20 protein-coding genes and 2 pseudogenes are annotated in these 15,737 nt (G+C 51.6%); 18 read left to right on the top strand and 4 right to left on the bottom strand.

The genetic code is table 11. The features are described from left to right. The 6 genes and pseudogenes from FHC52_RS01565 to FHC52_RS01550 all read left to right on the top strand — a co-directional run. Positions 1–505, top strand: a 505-nt coding sequence (locus FHC52_RS01565) for a DDE-type integrase/transposase/recombinase (protein ID WP_220419875.1), incomplete at its 5' end; no start/stop codon positions are given. Between the two features lie 57 nt (positions 506–562). Then, positions 563–1,426 carry a GTPase family protein gene (locus FHC52_RS01560; RefSeq protein ID WP_021242329.1) on the top strand — a complete coding sequence of 288 codons (864 nt, stop codon included), beginning with the start codon at positions 563–565 and terminating at the stop codon, positions 1,424–1,426. A 114-nt stretch (positions 1,427–1,540) separates the two neighbouring features. After that, positions 1,541–1,632: pseudogene (locus FHC52_RS22920) on the top strand (DUF945 domain-containing protein); the annotation flags it as partial. Positions 1,633–1,841: 209 nt separating this feature from the next. Next, a pseudogene (locus FHC52_RS23005) lies at positions 1,842–1,979 on the top strand (transcriptional regulator); the annotation flags it as partial. A gap of 18 nt (positions 1,980–1,997) precedes the next feature. Beyond that, positions 1,998–2,324: a TA system toxin CbtA family protein gene (locus tag FHC52_RS01555; protein ID WP_045334606.1), complete on the top strand. Its 327-nt coding sequence runs from the start codon at positions 1,998–2,000 to the stop codon at positions 2,322–2,324. Positions 2,325–2,439: 115 nt separating this feature from the next. Next, positions 2,440–3,273: a DUF4942 domain-containing protein gene (locus FHC52_RS01550; protein ID WP_021242327.1), complete on the top strand. Its 834-nt coding sequence runs from the start codon at positions 2,440–2,442 to the stop codon at positions 3,271–3,273. Between the two features lie 223 nt (positions 3,274–3,496). Here the strand turns inward: FHC52_RS01550 and FHC52_RS01545 are convergent, their stop codons facing one another. Both FHC52_RS01545 and FHC52_RS01540 read right to left on the bottom strand, forming a co-directional pair. Next, positions 3,497–4,531, bottom strand: coding sequence for a tyrosine-type recombinase/integrase (locus FHC52_RS01545; protein WP_045406992.1), 1,035 nt, complete (start codon positions 4,529–4,531; stop codon positions 3,497–3,499). After that, positions 4,531–5,109 carry a phage repressor protein CI gene (locus FHC52_RS01540; RefSeq protein WP_199400223.1) on the bottom strand — a complete coding sequence of 193 codons (579 nt, stop codon included), beginning with the start codon at positions 5,107–5,109 and terminating at the stop codon, positions 4,531–4,533. Before FHC52_RS01540 ends, FHC52_RS01545 begins: the two co-directional genes overlap by 1 nt. 129 nt (positions 5,110–5,238) lie before the next feature. Between FHC52_RS01540 and FHC52_RS01535 the strand changes: the two genes are divergently transcribed. The 11 genes from FHC52_RS01535 to FHC52_RS01485 all read left to right on the top strand — a co-directional run bounded on the left by FHC52_RS01535 (position 5,239) and on the right by FHC52_RS01485 (position 11,926). After that, on the top strand, positions 5,239–5,502 hold the full coding sequence (locus FHC52_RS01535) for a hypothetical protein (protein WP_220419874.1): 264 nt from the start codon (positions 5,239–5,241) through the stop codon (positions 5,500–5,502). Positions 5,503–5,532: 30 nt separating this feature from the next. After that, complete coding sequence (locus tag FHC52_RS01530) at positions 5,533–6,042, top strand: phage regulatory CII family protein (RefSeq protein ID WP_015386351.1); 510 nt, start codon at positions 5,533–5,535, stop codon at positions 6,040–6,042. A gap of 7 nt (positions 6,043–6,049) precedes the next feature. After that, entirely contained in the window at positions 6,050–6,250 is a 201-nt protein-coding gene (locus FHC52_RS01525) for a phage filamentation protein Fil family protein (RefSeq protein WP_220419873.1), read from the top strand. Beyond that, positions 6,214–6,555, top strand: coding sequence for a DUF5347 domain-containing protein (locus FHC52_RS01520; protein ID WP_000963477.1), 342 nt, complete (start codon positions 6,214–6,216; stop codon positions 6,553–6,555). Before FHC52_RS01525 ends, FHC52_RS01520 begins: the two co-directional genes overlap by 37 nt. A gap of 67 nt (positions 6,556–6,622) precedes the next feature. Next, positions 6,623–6,856, top strand: coding sequence for a DUF2732 family protein (locus tag FHC52_RS01515; RefSeq protein WP_220419872.1), 234 nt, complete (start codon positions 6,623–6,625; stop codon positions 6,854–6,856). Further along, positions 6,856–7,083 carry a TraR/DksA family transcriptional regulator gene (locus tag FHC52_RS01510; RefSeq protein WP_187797716.1) on the top strand — a complete coding sequence of 76 codons (228 nt, stop codon included), beginning with the start codon at positions 6,856–6,858 and terminating at the stop codon, positions 7,081–7,083. Before FHC52_RS01515 ends, FHC52_RS01510 begins: the two co-directional genes overlap by 1 nt. Next, complete coding sequence (locus FHC52_RS01505; protein ID WP_220419871.1) at positions 7,080–7,937, top strand: DNA adenine methylase; 858 nt, start codon at positions 7,080–7,082, stop codon at positions 7,935–7,937. Before FHC52_RS01510 ends, FHC52_RS01505 begins: the two co-directional genes overlap by 4 nt. Then, the gene (locus FHC52_RS01500) at positions 7,934–10,327 is read left to right on the top strand and encodes a replication endonuclease (RefSeq protein WP_220419870.1); all 2,394 of its coding nucleotides are present in this window, start codon (positions 7,934–7,936) and stop codon (positions 10,325–10,327) included. Before FHC52_RS01505 ends, FHC52_RS01500 begins: the two co-directional genes overlap by 4 nt. 161 nt (positions 10,328–10,488) lie before the next feature. After that, entirely contained in the window at positions 10,489–10,677 is a 189-nt protein-coding gene (locus tag FHC52_RS01495; RefSeq protein ID WP_001154443.1) for a hypothetical protein, read from the top strand. Positions 10,678–10,688: 11 nt separating this feature from the next. After that, the gene (locus FHC52_RS01490; protein WP_001217561.1) at positions 10,689–10,922 is read left to right on the top strand and encodes a DinI family protein; all 234 of its coding nucleotides are present in this window, start codon (positions 10,689–10,691) and stop codon (positions 10,920–10,922) included. A gap of 299 nt (positions 10,923–11,221) precedes the next feature. After that, entirely contained in the window at positions 11,222–11,926 is a 705-nt protein-coding gene (locus tag FHC52_RS01485; RefSeq protein ID WP_063614638.1) for a DUF4145 domain-containing protein, read from the top strand. An 8-nt stretch (positions 11,927–11,934) separates the two neighbouring features. Here FHC52_RS01485 and FHC52_RS01480 read toward each other — a convergent pair whose 3' ends face one another. Then, positions 11,935–12,981, bottom strand: a complete 1,047-nt coding sequence (locus FHC52_RS01480; protein ID WP_058654547.1) for a phage portal protein — start codon at positions 12,979–12,981, stop codon at positions 11,935–11,937. After that, entirely contained in the window at positions 12,981–14,747 is a 1,767-nt protein-coding gene (locus tag FHC52_RS01475) for a terminase ATPase subunit family protein (protein ID WP_058654548.1), read from the bottom strand. The genes FHC52_RS01480 and FHC52_RS01475 overlap by 1 nt, the downstream gene beginning before the upstream one ends. A 142-nt stretch (positions 14,748–14,889) precedes the next feature. On the opposite strand from FHC52_RS01475, the gene FHC52_RS01470 reads away from it, so the two are divergent. Beyond that, complete coding sequence (locus tag FHC52_RS01470) at positions 14,890–15,723, top strand: GPO family capsid scaffolding protein (protein WP_023223454.1); 834 nt, start codon at positions 14,890–14,892, stop codon at positions 15,721–15,723. Positions 15,724–15,737 lie beyond the last annotated feature (14 nt).

The raw sequence follows: 15,737 nt of genomic DNA, 5'->3' as shown, positions 1-15,737 counted from the left end.
CGATATGCGCTGGTGTTCAGATGGCTTCGAGTTCGGCTGCGACAACGGCGAAAAACTGCGGGTAACGTTCGCGCTGGACTGCTGCGACCGTGAGGCCATAGACTGGGCAGCAAGCACGGGAGGCTATGACAGTTCGACCGTGCAGGATGTGATGCTGAGGTCGGTGGAAAAGCGCTTCGGCGACAGGCTGCCCGACACAGCGGTGCAGTGGCTGACGGACAACGGTTCAGCATATACCGCGCATGAAACGCGGAGGTTCGCCAAAGAGCTGAATCTGGAGCCATGTACAACAGCGGTGAGCAGCCCGCAGAGCAATGGCATGGCCGAACGGTTCGTGAAGACGATGAAGGAAGACTATATCGCGTTCATGCCGAAACCGGATGTGAGAACAGCCCTGCGAAACCTTGCAGCGGCGTTCACGCATTACAATGAAAATCACCCGCATAGTGCGCTGGGATATCACTCTCCGAGAGAATACCGGCGGCAGCGGGCATCGTTAACTTAAGATACAAAAGCTGTCCGGAAATGGCGGGTCAAGATCATGCTTTTCAGGGGAGTTGAGATGAAAAATGTTGAAAGTATGCAGCCGCTGCAGAATTCGCTTTCCGACCTGCCGCAATGGGTGTCTGAACGTATATCGCAGCAGATAAATCAGTTAATCCACTATGAACCGGTGATCGGCATTATGGGTAACACCGGAGCGGGAAAGAGTAGCCTTTGCAATGCCCTGTTTGCTGGAGAGGTATCGCCGGTCAGCGATGTGGAGGCCTGTACCCGTGAACCACTGCGCTTTCGCCTGCAGGTTGGCGACCGCTATATGACGCTGGTGGACCTGCCCGGCCCTGGGGAGAGTAGCGTTCGCGATACCGAGTATCCTGCGCTGTACCACGAACAACTTTCCCGGCTCGACCTGGTACTGTGGTTGATTAAGGTAGATGACTGGGCGCTGGCGGTAGATGAGCATTTTTATCATCAGGTGATTGGGGAGGCATTCCGGCATAAGGTGCTGTTTGTTATCAGCCAGTCGGACAAGACTGAACCCACCAGCGGTAGTGGTCAATTGTCCACGGCGCAGAAGCAGAATATCAGCCGCAAAATCTGCCTGCTGCACGAGCTGTTTCAACCTGTACATCCGGTGTGTGCGGTGTCGGTCCGTCTGCAGTGGTGGTTACGGGTGATGGCCGAGCGGATGATAAAGTGTCTGCCACGTAAGGCCAGTAGCCCGGTGGTGGCGCAACTGCAGTCTCCCTTTCACACAACGACAGTCCAGGAAAAAGCACGTGACGATTTTGGTGAAACGGTCGGCGCGGTACTGGACACGGTAAGTGCTTTCCCACTGATACCGGCTCCGGTACGGGCCGTAATACAGGCCGTCCGTAACACCGTGGTGTCCGTTGCCCGGGCTGTCTGGAATTTCTTCTTCTGAACGTTTAACGCCTGCCTGTTCATTCCCGAGCCCTGTCGCTAGTGCGGCAGGGCTTTCTTTATTTGTTTTACCCATATTGAGGAGTCTGCTCATGACCCGTCTGGCTTCGTGCTTTCCCGCGCCGTGCGTGGTATCGACGGAAATGTGAAGCTCAACCGGGCTCTCTGGGTTTGGCGGAAGCTATGCTGAGTGGATTTCAGCCCTGATAGTTTTACCGCCATGTTAACAAAGGACACTCCCTGTCCGTTTCCCTCCCCATTGGATTAAGTGTTTTTTCACCGTATTTCACGGTGTGCCGCGTCGGGGCTGCTTCCGGAGGCAGATAAAAAATAGTTCATTCCACGTCCATACCCTGTCCGCCCCCCTATTTAGAATCATTTCATATTCAGTCAGTTAACTATTTCGAAGATTTAAGATGACACAGGCAGAGCGCCGTCATGACCGGCTGGCTGTCAGGCTGTCACTGATAATCAGCCGCCTGGTTGCCGGTGAAACGCTTAACATGGCGCGGCTGGCTGCAGTGTTTGGTGTGTCAGTCCGTACCCTGCGACGGGATTTTCGCGAACGGCTGATGTATCTGGACCTGGAGTATCGACGGGGGCAATACCGCCTGCGCAGTACCGGTGGGGGCGTCCAGGTGCGGCAACAACTGTTAACGTGTCTACTGGAACGCCATTACGGCCTCACACTCAACGATACGCCATTTCATGATGACGCATCCACACAGGAATATATCGAAGCGGGAATAACGCTTGCTGATGCAGTGAATTTCTTGGTGGAACGCTATGAGCTGGTGCGCACTGATCGCAAAGGATTTACCTGGCAGGAGCAGACACCGCTCCTGACAGCTACAGATATTCTCAGAGCCAGACGCGCTACCGGGCTGATGAATACATAAATCCTTCGAGCCTCATTCCTGATTTTTACCTCTGCACTTTCCTCTCTTTCTATTCATTGCATAATGCGTCTGCCATTACCTGGTGGGCGCGTTTGCTTTTTACGGACAAACTATCATGCAAACAGAAGCTGAAGTATTAACAGATCATAGCGAGCTAATTTGCTCGACCAGCATTGAACGCATAGTGACAGGCCGTGATACAGCATTAAAACAGATCGAGCAACTTATCCAGCAGCTTGACAGCATTTCCCGGCTAACCTCAGAAATCGGCGGTGGTACAGCGCAAGATTGGGCAATGAAAGTTGGGCACCGTTACGACAGTTGGATGACTGAAAATACTGATAAAGCACTGCCTGCTATCACCCGTAATATCGACCGTAGTATCTGGCGAGACTTGATGTTGAAGTCTGGCATGATGGCATTGATGGATGCTCAGGCTCGTGACCAGTGGCATAAGAACCTGGAGAAGGGGGATCTGCCTGCCATCAGTGAGGCGAATATCCTCAGTACTTTTGAGCAACTACATCGGAACAAAATGGATGTATTTGAGCGTGGCATTATCAATGTCTTCAAAGGCCTGTCATGGGATTACAAAACCAATAGTCCTTGTAGCTTCGGTAAGAAAATCATCGTCAACAATCTGGTGACGCATAACCGCTGGGGATTTAATTTGAACTGGGGTTGGCGACGGGATCACCTAGCGGACCTGGAACGAATGTTATTTCTGCTGGATGGTAAACCGATACCCGACAACCGTGGCGATGTCACTACCCGGTTGATGGATCATATTCGGGACAATCCTTCAAAGGATGTGTACGAAGATGATTTTTTCAGTGTTCGTTACTTCCAGAAGGGAACTGCGCACATCACTTTTAAACGGCCCGACCTGACAGAAAAGATGAATGATATTGTGGCGAAGCACTATCCGGGGATGTTGTCAGAGAGATGAAGACGGTGGGGTGGCTAATTCCTTACCTGACCCATTACCTGACCCAAATTGCATCCAAAGAAAAAAGAGTCAGATGATTTCTCATCTAACTCCTTGTTTTATTTGGTGGCCCCTGCTGGACTTGAACCAGCGACCAAGCGATTATGAGTTCATACAGCATCAACCGAAAATCAATAGTTTGCATTATTTATCATTGACATAGGTTGTCATTGTTTGCCACTAATTACCCATTATCCGCCATTTCTACCGCCACTTTATCGCCACTCATCGCCAATGGGTTTAGCTTAACAGCATCTTCTAAATGGTCAGGGGCAAAGTGGGCATATCGCATCGTCATTTTAATATCAGTATGGCCGAGGACGCGTTGCAGGACCAGAATATTACCACCATTCATCATAAAGTGACTGGCGAAGGTGTGACGCAGAACGTGGGTCAGTTGCCCTGCCGGTAATTCGATGCCTGTTCTCTCAAGAGCAGACCTAAACGCGCCATAACAATCACTAAATAGCCGACCTGCTCGGTCATCCGGTAGGGTGTTAAATAGCTCCTTGCTAATAGGGACTGTGCGGTTTTTTTTGCCCTTCGTGTTGATATAAGTGATTTTGAAATTTGTGAGCTGACTTTTTTTTAATTGTTCGGCTTCAGACCAACGTGCGCCAGTCGCAAGGCAAATTTTTACCACATTGACCAAATCCTGATTTTCATGGCGCTGACATTCAGCAAGCAGTACGGCGATCTGTTCCTGATTTAGCCAAGCCATTTCCATTTCTTCAGTGCGGAAAGGGCGCATATTTTTTAGCGGGTTTTCTCCTTTCCATTCGCCAAGCCGATTAAGCTCATTGAACACTGCGCGAAAGTAGGCCAGCTCAAGATTAAGTGTTCGAGGCGATACCTCTTTAACCCTATTTGAACGGGCATATTCACCCTTTAGCCTCTTTTCCCGGTAGCGGGAAAACATCTGCGCATCGAAATCGCGTGCGAGCGGTTCGCCCATACACTCAAAAACATGATGCATCGCTAACTGGCGTTTGAGACCGTCTTTGAGGGTAATACCGTGAGCGCTATACCATGAGTCAATTAGGTCTTTTAACGTGCGTCTGTCTTCCTTTTCTTCCTGCCACGGGTTTTGTACTGTGTACTGTTCAAACGCCAGCGCCTCGCCTTTGGTGGCGAATTTCTTTCTGATGCGTTTGCCTTTTGCCCCGTTTGGATAAAGCTCGCAAATCCAGCCGCCAGCAGGGTTTTTACGGATCGCCATCAGTTAACCTCACTGTAGATACCCACTACACGACCAATCAGTTTTATCTCATCAAAGCCGCATTCAAAGGGCACTTTCCCACCTGCAACGTGGAGTTTCTTACCGGGGAGAATGGTTAACTCGCGAATGCTGTTTGCTCCTTCAATATCTACCAACCATAGGCCATCGGAATGTGGTGAATCTTGATCAACAAAATGCAACTTTCCTTCTGCTCGAACTGCAATCCCTTTTGATATCTGCGTACTCAAAATATTAGGGTCAACGCTCAATATGGAATTTTTCTCAAGAACACCATCCTTGAGAATATAAAGATCCATTTTTTTAGGATCAGTGATTGAAGGGCTGGTTTCGAATTGTTCCCCCTCCCCGGTCAGAATCCACCTGAGACTTGCACCAGTTTCAAGCGAGCAGAACGCCGCTAGATCGTAAGAGATAGTGCCGCGTGTGTATCGGTTCTGCAGGGAACTTGGTGACATTTCAAAGTGATTTGCGAGCTGCAATTTTTGGGTGAAGCCATAAACAGAGATGATCCTGTCAAGGATAGTTAGAGGCTCAAAAGTGTTTTTGTTTATGCTCATTAGTGTTTTCCATGTTGACCAATGCTCAAAAGTTAATTACATTGCTCATCAGTGAAGTGTGTATGTTGGCAAACATTGGGGAATGAGAGGCCAACATTGTCTAAAACAGTAAATAGGGAATCATGCATCATGGCTTCTGAAATCGCAATCATCAAAGTACCAGCCCCCATCGTTACCCTGCAGCAGTTTGTTGAACTGGAAGGTGTCTCCGAGCGTACTGCTTATCGCTGGACAACTGGTGATAATCCTTGCGTGCCAATCGAACCGCGCACAATACGTAAAGGTTGTAAAAAAGCCGGTGGTCCTATCCGCATTTACTACGCACGTTGGAAAGAAGAGCAAATGCGTAAAGCTCTGGGTCATTCACGTTTTCAACTTGTTATTGGTTCGTAATTCACTTTATGGCAAAGGTAAGGGGGGATCATGTTTGATTATCGTGTTTCCAAACATCCGCACTTTGACGAAGCCTGCCGGGCTTTTGCGCTGCGTCACAACATGGCGAAGCTGGCAGAACGTGCGGGAATGAACGTCCAGACGCTGCGTAACAAACTGAATCCGGAGCAACCGCATCAGCTCACGCCGTCGGAAATCTGGCTGCTTACCGATCTTACTGAGGACTCCACGCTGGTTGACGGCTTTCTGGCTCAGATTCACTGCCTGCCATGCGTACCGATGAACGAAGTGGCAAAAGAGAAGCTGCCGCATTACGTCATGAGCGCTACTGCTGAAATCGGACGTGTTGCTGCCGGTGCCGTATCGGGCGATGTGAAAACCACCGCAGGCCGCCGCGATGTTATCAGCAGTATTAACTCTGTTACTCGTCTGATGGCACTGGCTGCCGTTTCGATGCAGGCGCGTTTACAGGCTAACCCGGCGATGGCAAGCGCGGTGGATACCGTGACGGGCCTCGGCGCTTCGTTCGGTCTGATCTGAGGTGGTTATGCTGACTAAAGAACCATCTTTCGCGTCACTTCTCATAAAGCAAAGCCCGGCAATGCACTACGGTCATGGCTGGATCATGGGGAAGGATGGCAAACGCTGGCACCCGTGCTGCTCTCAGGATGAACTGCTGGCTGACCTGTCCACAACCAAACAGGGGAAATCATGGCTATTGAAGGCGCTACGGCGACTGTTCCATTAAGCCCCGGTGAACGCCTGGACGGCCTGAACCATATTGCGGAATTGAGGGCTAAAGTGTTTGGTCTGAATATTGAGCCGGAGCTTGAAAGGTTTATTAAAGATATGCGCGATCCGCGCGACGTAAATAATAAACAGAATGAGCGGGCACTGGCAGCCATTTTTTATATGGCAAAAATTCCGGCAGAACGTCACGGCGTCAATATTAGTGATCTGACTACTGACGAAAAGCGGGAACTAGTGAAAGCAATGAATCATTTTCGTGCAGTGGTGAGCTTATTTCCCAAACGGCTAACCATGCCGAATTAATCCACAACAGAAATTAATGGCGTAAACCCGCCGGGCTTCTTGTTGCCCAAATTCAGGAGAAACAACTATGCGAAATATCGAAACCCGTACCACTAAAACCGGACCAGATGATGCTGGACTCAACCTGTTGCTGACTGAGGCACGCAAAGAAGAACGCCGGGGACGCGAAGATGTGATGGCTGCACGTCTGGATTCTTTAGCTACTCGTATCGTGTCACGTCAGCTTAACCACACGGAAGCGGCTGAGCTGCTGCGTCAGGAAGCGGTGAAGATTCAGAACGAAGCGCAGGAGATCCACTGATGGCTGATTCAATGGACCTTGTACAGCAGCACGTTGAAGAAGAACGCCAGCGCCACATCCACACCGCCCGCAATAAAGCGCCGGGCATTTCTCGTGTTCTCTGCATTGATTGCGATGCGCCGATCCCGCCAGCTCGCCGCCGTGCCGTTCCGGGCGTGCAGTGCTGCGTCACTTGTCAGGAAATCGCAGAACTGAAAGGCAAACACTACAACGGAGGTGTTGTATGAGCACTATCCTGAAATGGGCGGGAAATAAAACCGCTATTATGCCGGAACTGATTAAGCACCTTCCTGCTGGCCCACGACTGGTTGAACCTTTCGCGGGTTCCTGTGCTGTGATGATGGCGACAGACTATCCTCATTATCTTGTCGCGGATATTAATGCTGACCTGATTAATATGTATCAGGTAATTAAAGATGAAGTAGAACACTTTATTGCTATCTCAAAGGCTCTCTTTGCCTGCAACAATTTTTCTGAACAGTATTATGTTATTCGTGAAGAGTTTAATCATTTGCATTCCTTAGACTTAATCTGGAAGGCTGCTTATTTCCTTTTTCTAAATCGCCATTGTTACCGTGGGTTGTGCCGTTATAACCGTGCAGGGCATTTCAACGTACCTTACGGCAATTATAAAGCTCCCTATTTTCCCGAAGCAGAAATTCGCACTTTTGCGGAAAAGGCCCAGCGTGCAACGTTCATTTGTGCCAGCTATGACGAAACATTGGCGTTATTGGTGCCTGGGGATGTTATTTATTGCGATCCGCCTTATGACGGTACTTTCAGTGCCTATCACACTGCCGGTTTTACTGAGGACGATCAGTATCAGTTGGCCTCTATTCTTGAGCGCCGGGCATCAGAAGGCCATCCGGTCATTGTTTCGAACAGCGACACTTTTCTGACTCGTTCCCTGTATCGAAATTTCACCCATGACCGCATTAACGTAAAGCGCAGCATCGGCGTTGCCGCGGGCGAAGGAAAAAGGGCTGACGAACTTATTGCTGTACTCCAGCCGGAAGTATGGGCTGGCTTTGATCCAGCCGGCGGGCCTGATTGCTCTGTCGTGCATGAGGTGCGCGCGTGAGTCATCACGAAGTTGAAAAGCACGGCGGTGCAAAAGATTCCGCCGATGCTTTTGCCTGGAATGTACCTAAAAAGGCGATTAACCCCTACATGGACCCGGCGGAAGTAGCGCCGGTTTCTGCGCTTTCAAACCTGATTTCTCTCTATGCTGCAGATAACGAGCAGGAGCAACTGCGCCGCGAGGCCCTGAGTAATGAGGTCTGGGAACGCTATTTCTACAATGAATCCCGCGATCCTGTTCAGCGTGAAATGGAGCAGGACCAGCTGATAAGCCGCGCCAAAATGGCCCGCGAACAGCAGCAATTTAATCCCGATCTGGTCATCGTTGCTGACGTGAGCGCCCAGCCAGCGCATATCAGTAAGCCGCTGCTTGAGAGGATTGAATATTTCGAGGGCCTGGGCAAGCCGAAGGCATATTCCCGCTATCTGTGTGAAACCATCAGGCCGTGCCTTGAACGCCTGGAGCGCGTGCGTACCAGCCAGATTTCTGCTTCATTCCGTTTCATGGCGAGCCATGACGGGCTGGAGGGCTTATTGGTCCTGCCCGAAATGAACCAAGAGCAGGTTAAGAGGTTATCTACCCTGATGGCGGCGCACATGAGCATGTGTCTGGATGCTGCCTGCGGTGAGCTGTTTACGGATGAAGACGTTACGCCGGAAGAGATCCGCCGGTCATGGGAAAGGGTGGCCGCAGAGGCCATGCGCCTCGATGTTATCCCGCCTGCTTTCGAGCAACTGCGACGTAAAAAGCACCGCCGTAACCCGGTCCCCTACGAGCTTATTCCGGGCTCGCTTGCCCGTATGCTTTGCGCGGACTGGTGGTATCGCAAGCTGTGGCAGATGCGCTGTGAATGGCGGGAAGAACAGCTGCGCGCTGTCTGCCTGGTTAACAAAAAGGCCTCCCCATATGTCAGCTATGAGGCCGTGATCCATAAACGCGAACAGCGCCGCAAATCCTTGGAGTTTTTCCGCTCGCATGAGCTGGTTAACGCCGAAGGTGACACGCTGGATATGGAAGAAGTGGTAAACGCCAGCAGCAGCAATCCGGCGCACCGGCGCAACGAAATGATGGCCTGCGTTAAGGGGCTGGAGCTGATCGCAGAAATGCGTGGTGAATGCGCCGTGTTTTATACCATCACCTGCCCGTCACGCTTTCACGCAACGCTTAACAACGGCAGGCCAAACCCGAAATGGACCAGTGCCACGGTCCGTCAGAGCAGTGATTACCTGGTGAATATGTTCGCCGCCTTCCGTAAGGCGATGCACAAAACCGGGCTGCGCTGGTATGGCGTCCGCGTTGCTGAACCACACCATGACGGCACCGTACACTGGCACCTGCTGTGCTTCATGCGCAAAAAAGACCGCAAATCCATCACCGCGCTGCTGCGTAAATTCGCCATTCGTGAGGATCGGGAGGAGCTGGGCGCCAATACCGGGCCGCGTTTCAAGTCTGAGCTTATCAACCCGCGCAAGGGCACCCCGACCAGCTATATCGCCAAATACATCAGTAAAAACATCGACGGGCGCGGGCTGGCGCAGGAAATCAGTAAAGAAACGGGCAGATCACTGCGCGATAACGCTGAGAACGTAAACGCCTGGGCTTCGCTGCACCGTGTCCAGCAATTCCGCTTCTTTGGTATCCCTGGCCGCCAGGCGTACCGCGAGCTGCGCCTTCTGGCCGGACAGGCTGCCAGAGTGCAGGGTGACCAGAAGGCAAGCGCGCCTGTACTGGAAAACCCGCGACTGGATGCTGTGCTGGCCGCAGCTGATGCTGGCTGTTTTGCCACCTACATCATGAAGCAGGGCGGCGTCCTGGTTCCCCGTAAACATCACCTTGTCAGGACTGCCTACGAGCTTAACGAGGAGCCGAGCGCCTACGGTGATCATGGTGTCCGTATCTATGGCATCTGGTCCCCGATCATTGAGGGCCGGATCTGCACTCATGCAGTAAAGTGGAAAATGGTTCGTAAAGCCGTTGACCTTCAGGAGGCGACAGCCGACCAGGGCGCTAGCGCCCCTTGGACTCGTGGCAATAACTGTCCCCCTGTTGAAAATCTGAACAAATCAGGGGGTGATTTACCCGATATTAAAACCATGGATGAGAAGGAGCTGCAGGAATATCTCCACAACATGGGCCATAAGGAACGGCGGGAGCTGACAGCCAGGTTAAGGCTGGTAAAACCGAAGCGGAAAAAAGCATATAAACAGAATATTTCGGATCAGCAGCGCCTGCAGCTTGAGGCAGAACTGAGTTCCAGAGGGTTCGATGGTAGCGAGTCAGAGATTGACCTGCTTCTGCGCGGCGGCAGTATTCCGTCAGGTGCCGGGCTGCGTATTTTATACCGCAACCACCGTCTGCAGGAAGATGACAAATGGCGTCAGTGGTACTGATGCCGCCGCTTTAATAATTCTTGCTCTTATTGATCCGCATCAGAGCGATCTAATTGACAGATAAAAAACGGTTTACATTCGCAAATCCCTACTATACTGTAATTATAAACAGTGGATATATATACAGTTGTTGTGTGTCCGAGGTAGTGATAGGAGGGAAAATGCAGGATTATCTTTTGGAGTCATTGAAGCTCCAGCGCATTGATTTTTTTATCAAGCTTGTAGCGGCTAGTGAGTGCAGCGATGAAGAAAAACGGCTGGCTATCCAGTGGGTGTCCGAACTGACCGACGAGCTGATGGCGAAAATCCGCAGCCATGAATACTGCCGGTCGATGGACGTAACCAGTTAAGGGGAATCTGTATGCGCATTGAAATAATGATCGATAAAGAGCAGAAGATTAGCCAGGCTACACTGGACGCCCTTGAATCCGAGCTTTACCGTAATTTGCGCCCTCTGTATCCCAAAACAGCAATTCGTATCCGTAAGGGCAGCGCCAACGGCGTTGAGCTGAGCGGGTTAAAACTGGATGAAGATAAAAAGCGAGTGATGGAAATAATGCAGCAGGTCTGGGAGGACGACAGCTGGTTACATTAGCGAACGTTGCGGACGATAAAACTGGTTTTACCGTCCGCAACGTTGAACAACGAGCCACGCGAGGCGTTAGTGCTGTTGTGCATGTCTATGCCGCATGAAATCGCATGATCGTTTGAGGATCGTTTTTGCTCAGGCCCGCCAGAACTGGCGGGCTTTTGCTTATGTCATGCAGGTGCATGAAAACCACTACACAAAGCGGGCAGGCGTGGCGGGGATACGAGCGCGCGCTCATGGTTGTCAGTAAGAATTTATGGTATTTACAATATATAAATAATCACCATTTCAAGGAGATCTGTTGCATGGCTATGTTAGTGGAAAATTGCCCAAGGTGCGGTGCGCAAAAAATAGCATTTGATGTTCGAGGGGCTAACTGCTGTGGTACGTATGAAACATTTTCCGGCGAAAATTTACCCGAATATGAAGTATATTGTGTATGCAGGGAGTGTAAGAAAACCACAATATATATTTGCGATAGTTTAGAACGGGGGCGTGATCTTAGCAGTATTAACTGGGGCATGGCCTTATTTAAGTTAACTGATATTGCAAAAGTAAAACGTCCAATTAGTCCAGCAGATTTAGATGCAGGAGAACCACCAGAATTTTTGCCTCAGCATATACATGAAGCTTTTGTAGAAGGTTCTAAGTGTTTAGCTATTGGTTGCTATAACGCAGCAGGAACTATGTTTAGGTTATGTTTGGATTATGCAACAAAGGACTTATTACCCAAGGAAGATGCTGAACCAAATCAAAAAATACGGCGAAGCTTAGGGTTAAGAATGAATTGGTTGTTTGATAATCAGCGGTTGCCAGAGACTTTAAGAGACTTGGCTGAATGTGTAAAAGATGATGGCAATGACGGCGCGCATGAAGGAGTTTTAGATTACGCGGCTGCAGAGGATCTTGAAGAGTTCACTTATATATTGTTGGAACGTTTATATACTGAACCTCAACGCCTTGTTCAGGCAAAAGCAAGACGTGAGGATAGAAGAAAAAATAGAGGGTAGAACGGCAATTATTTTACATAATCACCCAATTCATAAGGAGAAAATGTAATTATTGCTTCCCCAAGCCAGTCATTTAATTCCTGCAAACGTTTTTGCAAGGGGATTAACTCATTGCGGACAAATACGCGACTGGCTTTTTCTACATCACCAAAACCGCCTGTATTGTTGGGAATAATCCCCATCATTTGCGGCGGTACGCGGTGTGCTGCCAGCATATCATCGCGGCTCACGTTCTTGATGTTCAGAAATTCATCCTTTGCAGCAACCTCGGACAACGGAATGATCTGGATACCATCTTTTTTCCCGTTGGGGGAGTACATAAACAGGTTGCGGAAGTTGCCAGGTCCTTTGGCGCTTTTCATTGCCTGGCGGATATTGTTCACATCCTCCTGATTCTGTGCTGCATCAGTCATGTACATTATGAAGCCAGCATGGCTGCCGTTGATATAATACTTACGGCGAAATAGCGTTGCGGACTCGTTGAGGAGTGTTGATGGGATAGCGGAGAGATAGCCGGGCAACCCATAAATCTCTTGGTTAATATCCGGCTCCATCAGATGGAAGACGTTGCCACGTGTAAATTCATAAGGCTGTGTGGTCAGGCCATACTGAACAAACCAGTAGGTATCGAGATCCACACCACGCCGTGTATATTTCGCCAGTGCTGGTTCCAACGAGAGAACGCCGCCGAGTCGGTTGGTGCGCTTTTCCAGATAGGCGTTACCGAACACAAGATAGTCCTGAACGAAACGGGCAAAAGCCTGCTGGCTGAGCAGGCGGTGCGGAATGTAGGTACTGCTTAGAATGTCGCGCTTAACCGCTATTGGTGAGCTGTGATGCACGGCGGCGCGGTAGGTTCGCGCCAGTCCGTCAAAGCTTACCGGCGGCTCATACCAGCGGTCTATCTGCACACATTCCACATAGTCCAGCAACTCTCGGCGGTCCAGCACCGGGATAGGATCGCCAAAAGTGAATGCCTCGGCTCTGGTGGATGTGCCTGTCTGCTCAATGCCATCAGATGTTGCTGTGTTGCTGATATTACCGAGTTCACTCATCAAAAAATCTCCACAATATTGCTGGTATTGGCGGATTCGCCCTGCAGCGGTTCGTTAAACAGTGCGTGCATCGTTGCCCAGGCCAAATCTGCGTGGCTGGCTTCTTCGCTGCGGCTGGCTTCATAGGTAGGGCGGTTGCCGCTGGCGGTTGTGGCGCGGCGGATAGCCATAAAGGACTGCGCAATGTCGGTGTGCCCGGCGTCAAACTCCAGACGGCGGTGGCTGATAATGTCGTATGCTTTGAGCACCAGGGCGTTTTTAATATTGGGGTTGTAGACAAACTCCCGGACAGCGGGAAAGAACGCTTTTACGTTCTCGTAAACGCCGTGACCGACGCCGGTCGAGTCGATGCCGATATAGGTCACGTTGTACTGCTGCGTCAGTTTTTTAATGGCGTCAGACTGGGCGCGGAAGTCCATCCCGCGCCACTGGTGTCGCTCCAGAATACGGAACTTCCCGCCCGGTACAGTGGGCGGTGCCACCACCACACACCCGGCGCTGTCACCGTTCTGCGTGCCTTTCGCCGGGTCGTATCCGATCCAGACTTCGCGCCAGCCAAACGGGCGCAGCGCCAGCGCCTGAAAATCTGCCCATACTTCCCAGCTGTCCACCATGCACGCCTGCAGTTCGCTGAGCGGGAATACTGACGCCAGATCGTCAATAAATTCGCACATCAGCAGGTTCTGGTATTCGTCAGGGCTGTACTCCATGCGCAGCTGGTCGAGGTCGAACAGATTACAGCCGCCGCGCACCGCATCCTCCACGGTGACGATCTGGCGATACTGTCCGTCCGGGCAGAGCACACCGCGCGCAAGGTTGCTGTGGGTCAGGTCAATGTCCACCTTGTCTGCTTTGGCGCGGCCCCGGTTGAACAGCGCGCCGGACCAGAACGGATAGGCGCTGTGGGTCAGGCTGGACGGCGTGGAGAAGTAGGTTTGTCGCCATTTCTTGTGAATGGCCATACCGGAGGCAACCTTGCGCAACTCCTGGAATTTCGGTATCCAGAAATATTCATCAAGGTACAGGTTGCCGTGGTAGCTCTGCGCCGTGCGGGCGTTGGTGCCGAGGAAGTACAGGCACGCGCCGTTGCTGAGCGTCATCGGGTCGCCTTTCAGCTCAACATCCACCTCTTTTGCAAAGTCGATGATGTACTGCTTAAAAACGTGTGCCTGCGCCTTACTGGCTGAGAGAAAAATCTGGTTGCGCCCCGTGGTGATGGCGTCAATCAGCGCTTCGCGGGCAAAAAAGTATGTTGCCCCGATCTGGCGTGATTTAAGCAGGTTGCGAATGCGGTGTTTTACGCCTGCCTGCCACCAGTGGCGCTGATATTCAAACATGCCGTTGCGGAAGATTTCCTCCAGCTTTTCGGTCTGTTCATCGGTAAAAACATTCTTTTCGGGCTGCCTGCGCGGGCCTTTGTTACGGTTGGCGACGTTTGGGTTTAAGTCAGCTTCGTTCCCGCCATCGTTAAATTTACCGATCCGGGCGTGGCGCTCTGACTGGCGCGCCAGCAGGTCAATTTCCTTGAAGTCTTTCCCTTCCTTCTGCTCCTTCATGATGAGCTGGCAGTAACGTGCGGCGGTGGTGAGCTGCATCTGATCCAGCGGCCCATAGTCGCCCCATTTGTCGCGCTTCTTCCAGCTGTGAACGGTTGCAACTTTCTCGCCCAGCATTTCAGCAATGCGGGCTACGCGGTATCCCTGAAAGTACAGCAGCATGGCCTGCCGACGGGGATCGAGGTCTGCGGGGGTCAGTGTGGTGTTCATGGCACAAACATACGGCCTTGACAGGCGGCTTTCCCCGGCTGCGGTTTGTGTGGTTTACCGTACAAGTGCCGCGCGTTGTTTCACTCCCCCCATCACCGCAAACATAAGGCTCCAGTAAGTTTTTTCTAACGGAGCACGGCTCATGACAGTGAAAGCAAAGCGTTTCCGTATCGGGGTGGAAGGTGCCACCACTGACGGGCGCGAAATCCAGCGTGAATGGCTGGTACAGATGGCTGCCAGCTATAACCCGACGGTCTATACCGCGCTGATTAACCTTGAGCACATCAAGTCTTATCTGCCGGACAGCACCTTTAACCGCTATGGCAGGGTGACGGGGCTGGTTGCAGAAGAAATCAAGGACGGGCCGCTGGCGGGCAAGATGGCGCTTTATGCCGATATCGAACCCACGGACGCCCTGGTGGAACTGGTGAAGAAAGGCCAGAAGCTTTTCACCTCCATGGAGGTCAGCACGAAGTTTGCCGACACCGGTAAAGCCTATCTTGTGGGGCTGGGTGCGACGGACGATCCGGCGAGCCTTGGCACCGAAATGCTGGCATTCAGCGCCACCGCCGCGCATAACCCGCTGGCGAACCGTAAGCAGAACCCTGAAAACCTGTTTTCGGAAGCGGTTGAAACGCTGATTGAACTGGAAGAAGCCCAGGACGAAAAGCCGTCCCTCTTTGCCCGCGTCACCGCGCTGTTCACCAAAAAAGAGCAGACCGATGAGGCGCGTTTCTCCGATGTGCATAAAGCCGTGGAACTGGTCGCCACCGAGCAGCAGAACCTGAGCGAACGCACGGATAAATCCCTGTCCGAACAGGACAAGCGCCTTTCTGAGCTGGAGTCCTCCCTGCAGGAGCAGCAGACCGCCTTTGCCGAGCTTGAGAAAAAGCTGAGCAGCGAAGACAGCCGAAAAGACTACCGCCAGCGCGCGCCGGGCGGTGACGCACCGGCAGGCACCCTGACCAATTGCTGATGGAGCATAAAACC

The sequence above is a fragment of the Enterobacter sp. EC_64 genome, assembly GCF_019584165.1.
GTDB classification, from domain to species: Bacteria; Pseudomonadota; Gammaproteobacteria; order Enterobacterales; family Enterobacteriaceae; genus Enterobacter; species Enterobacter roggenkampii.
Note: the sequence above shows the minus strand (reverse complement) of the source record. Positions and strands in the feature narration are given on the sequence as shown.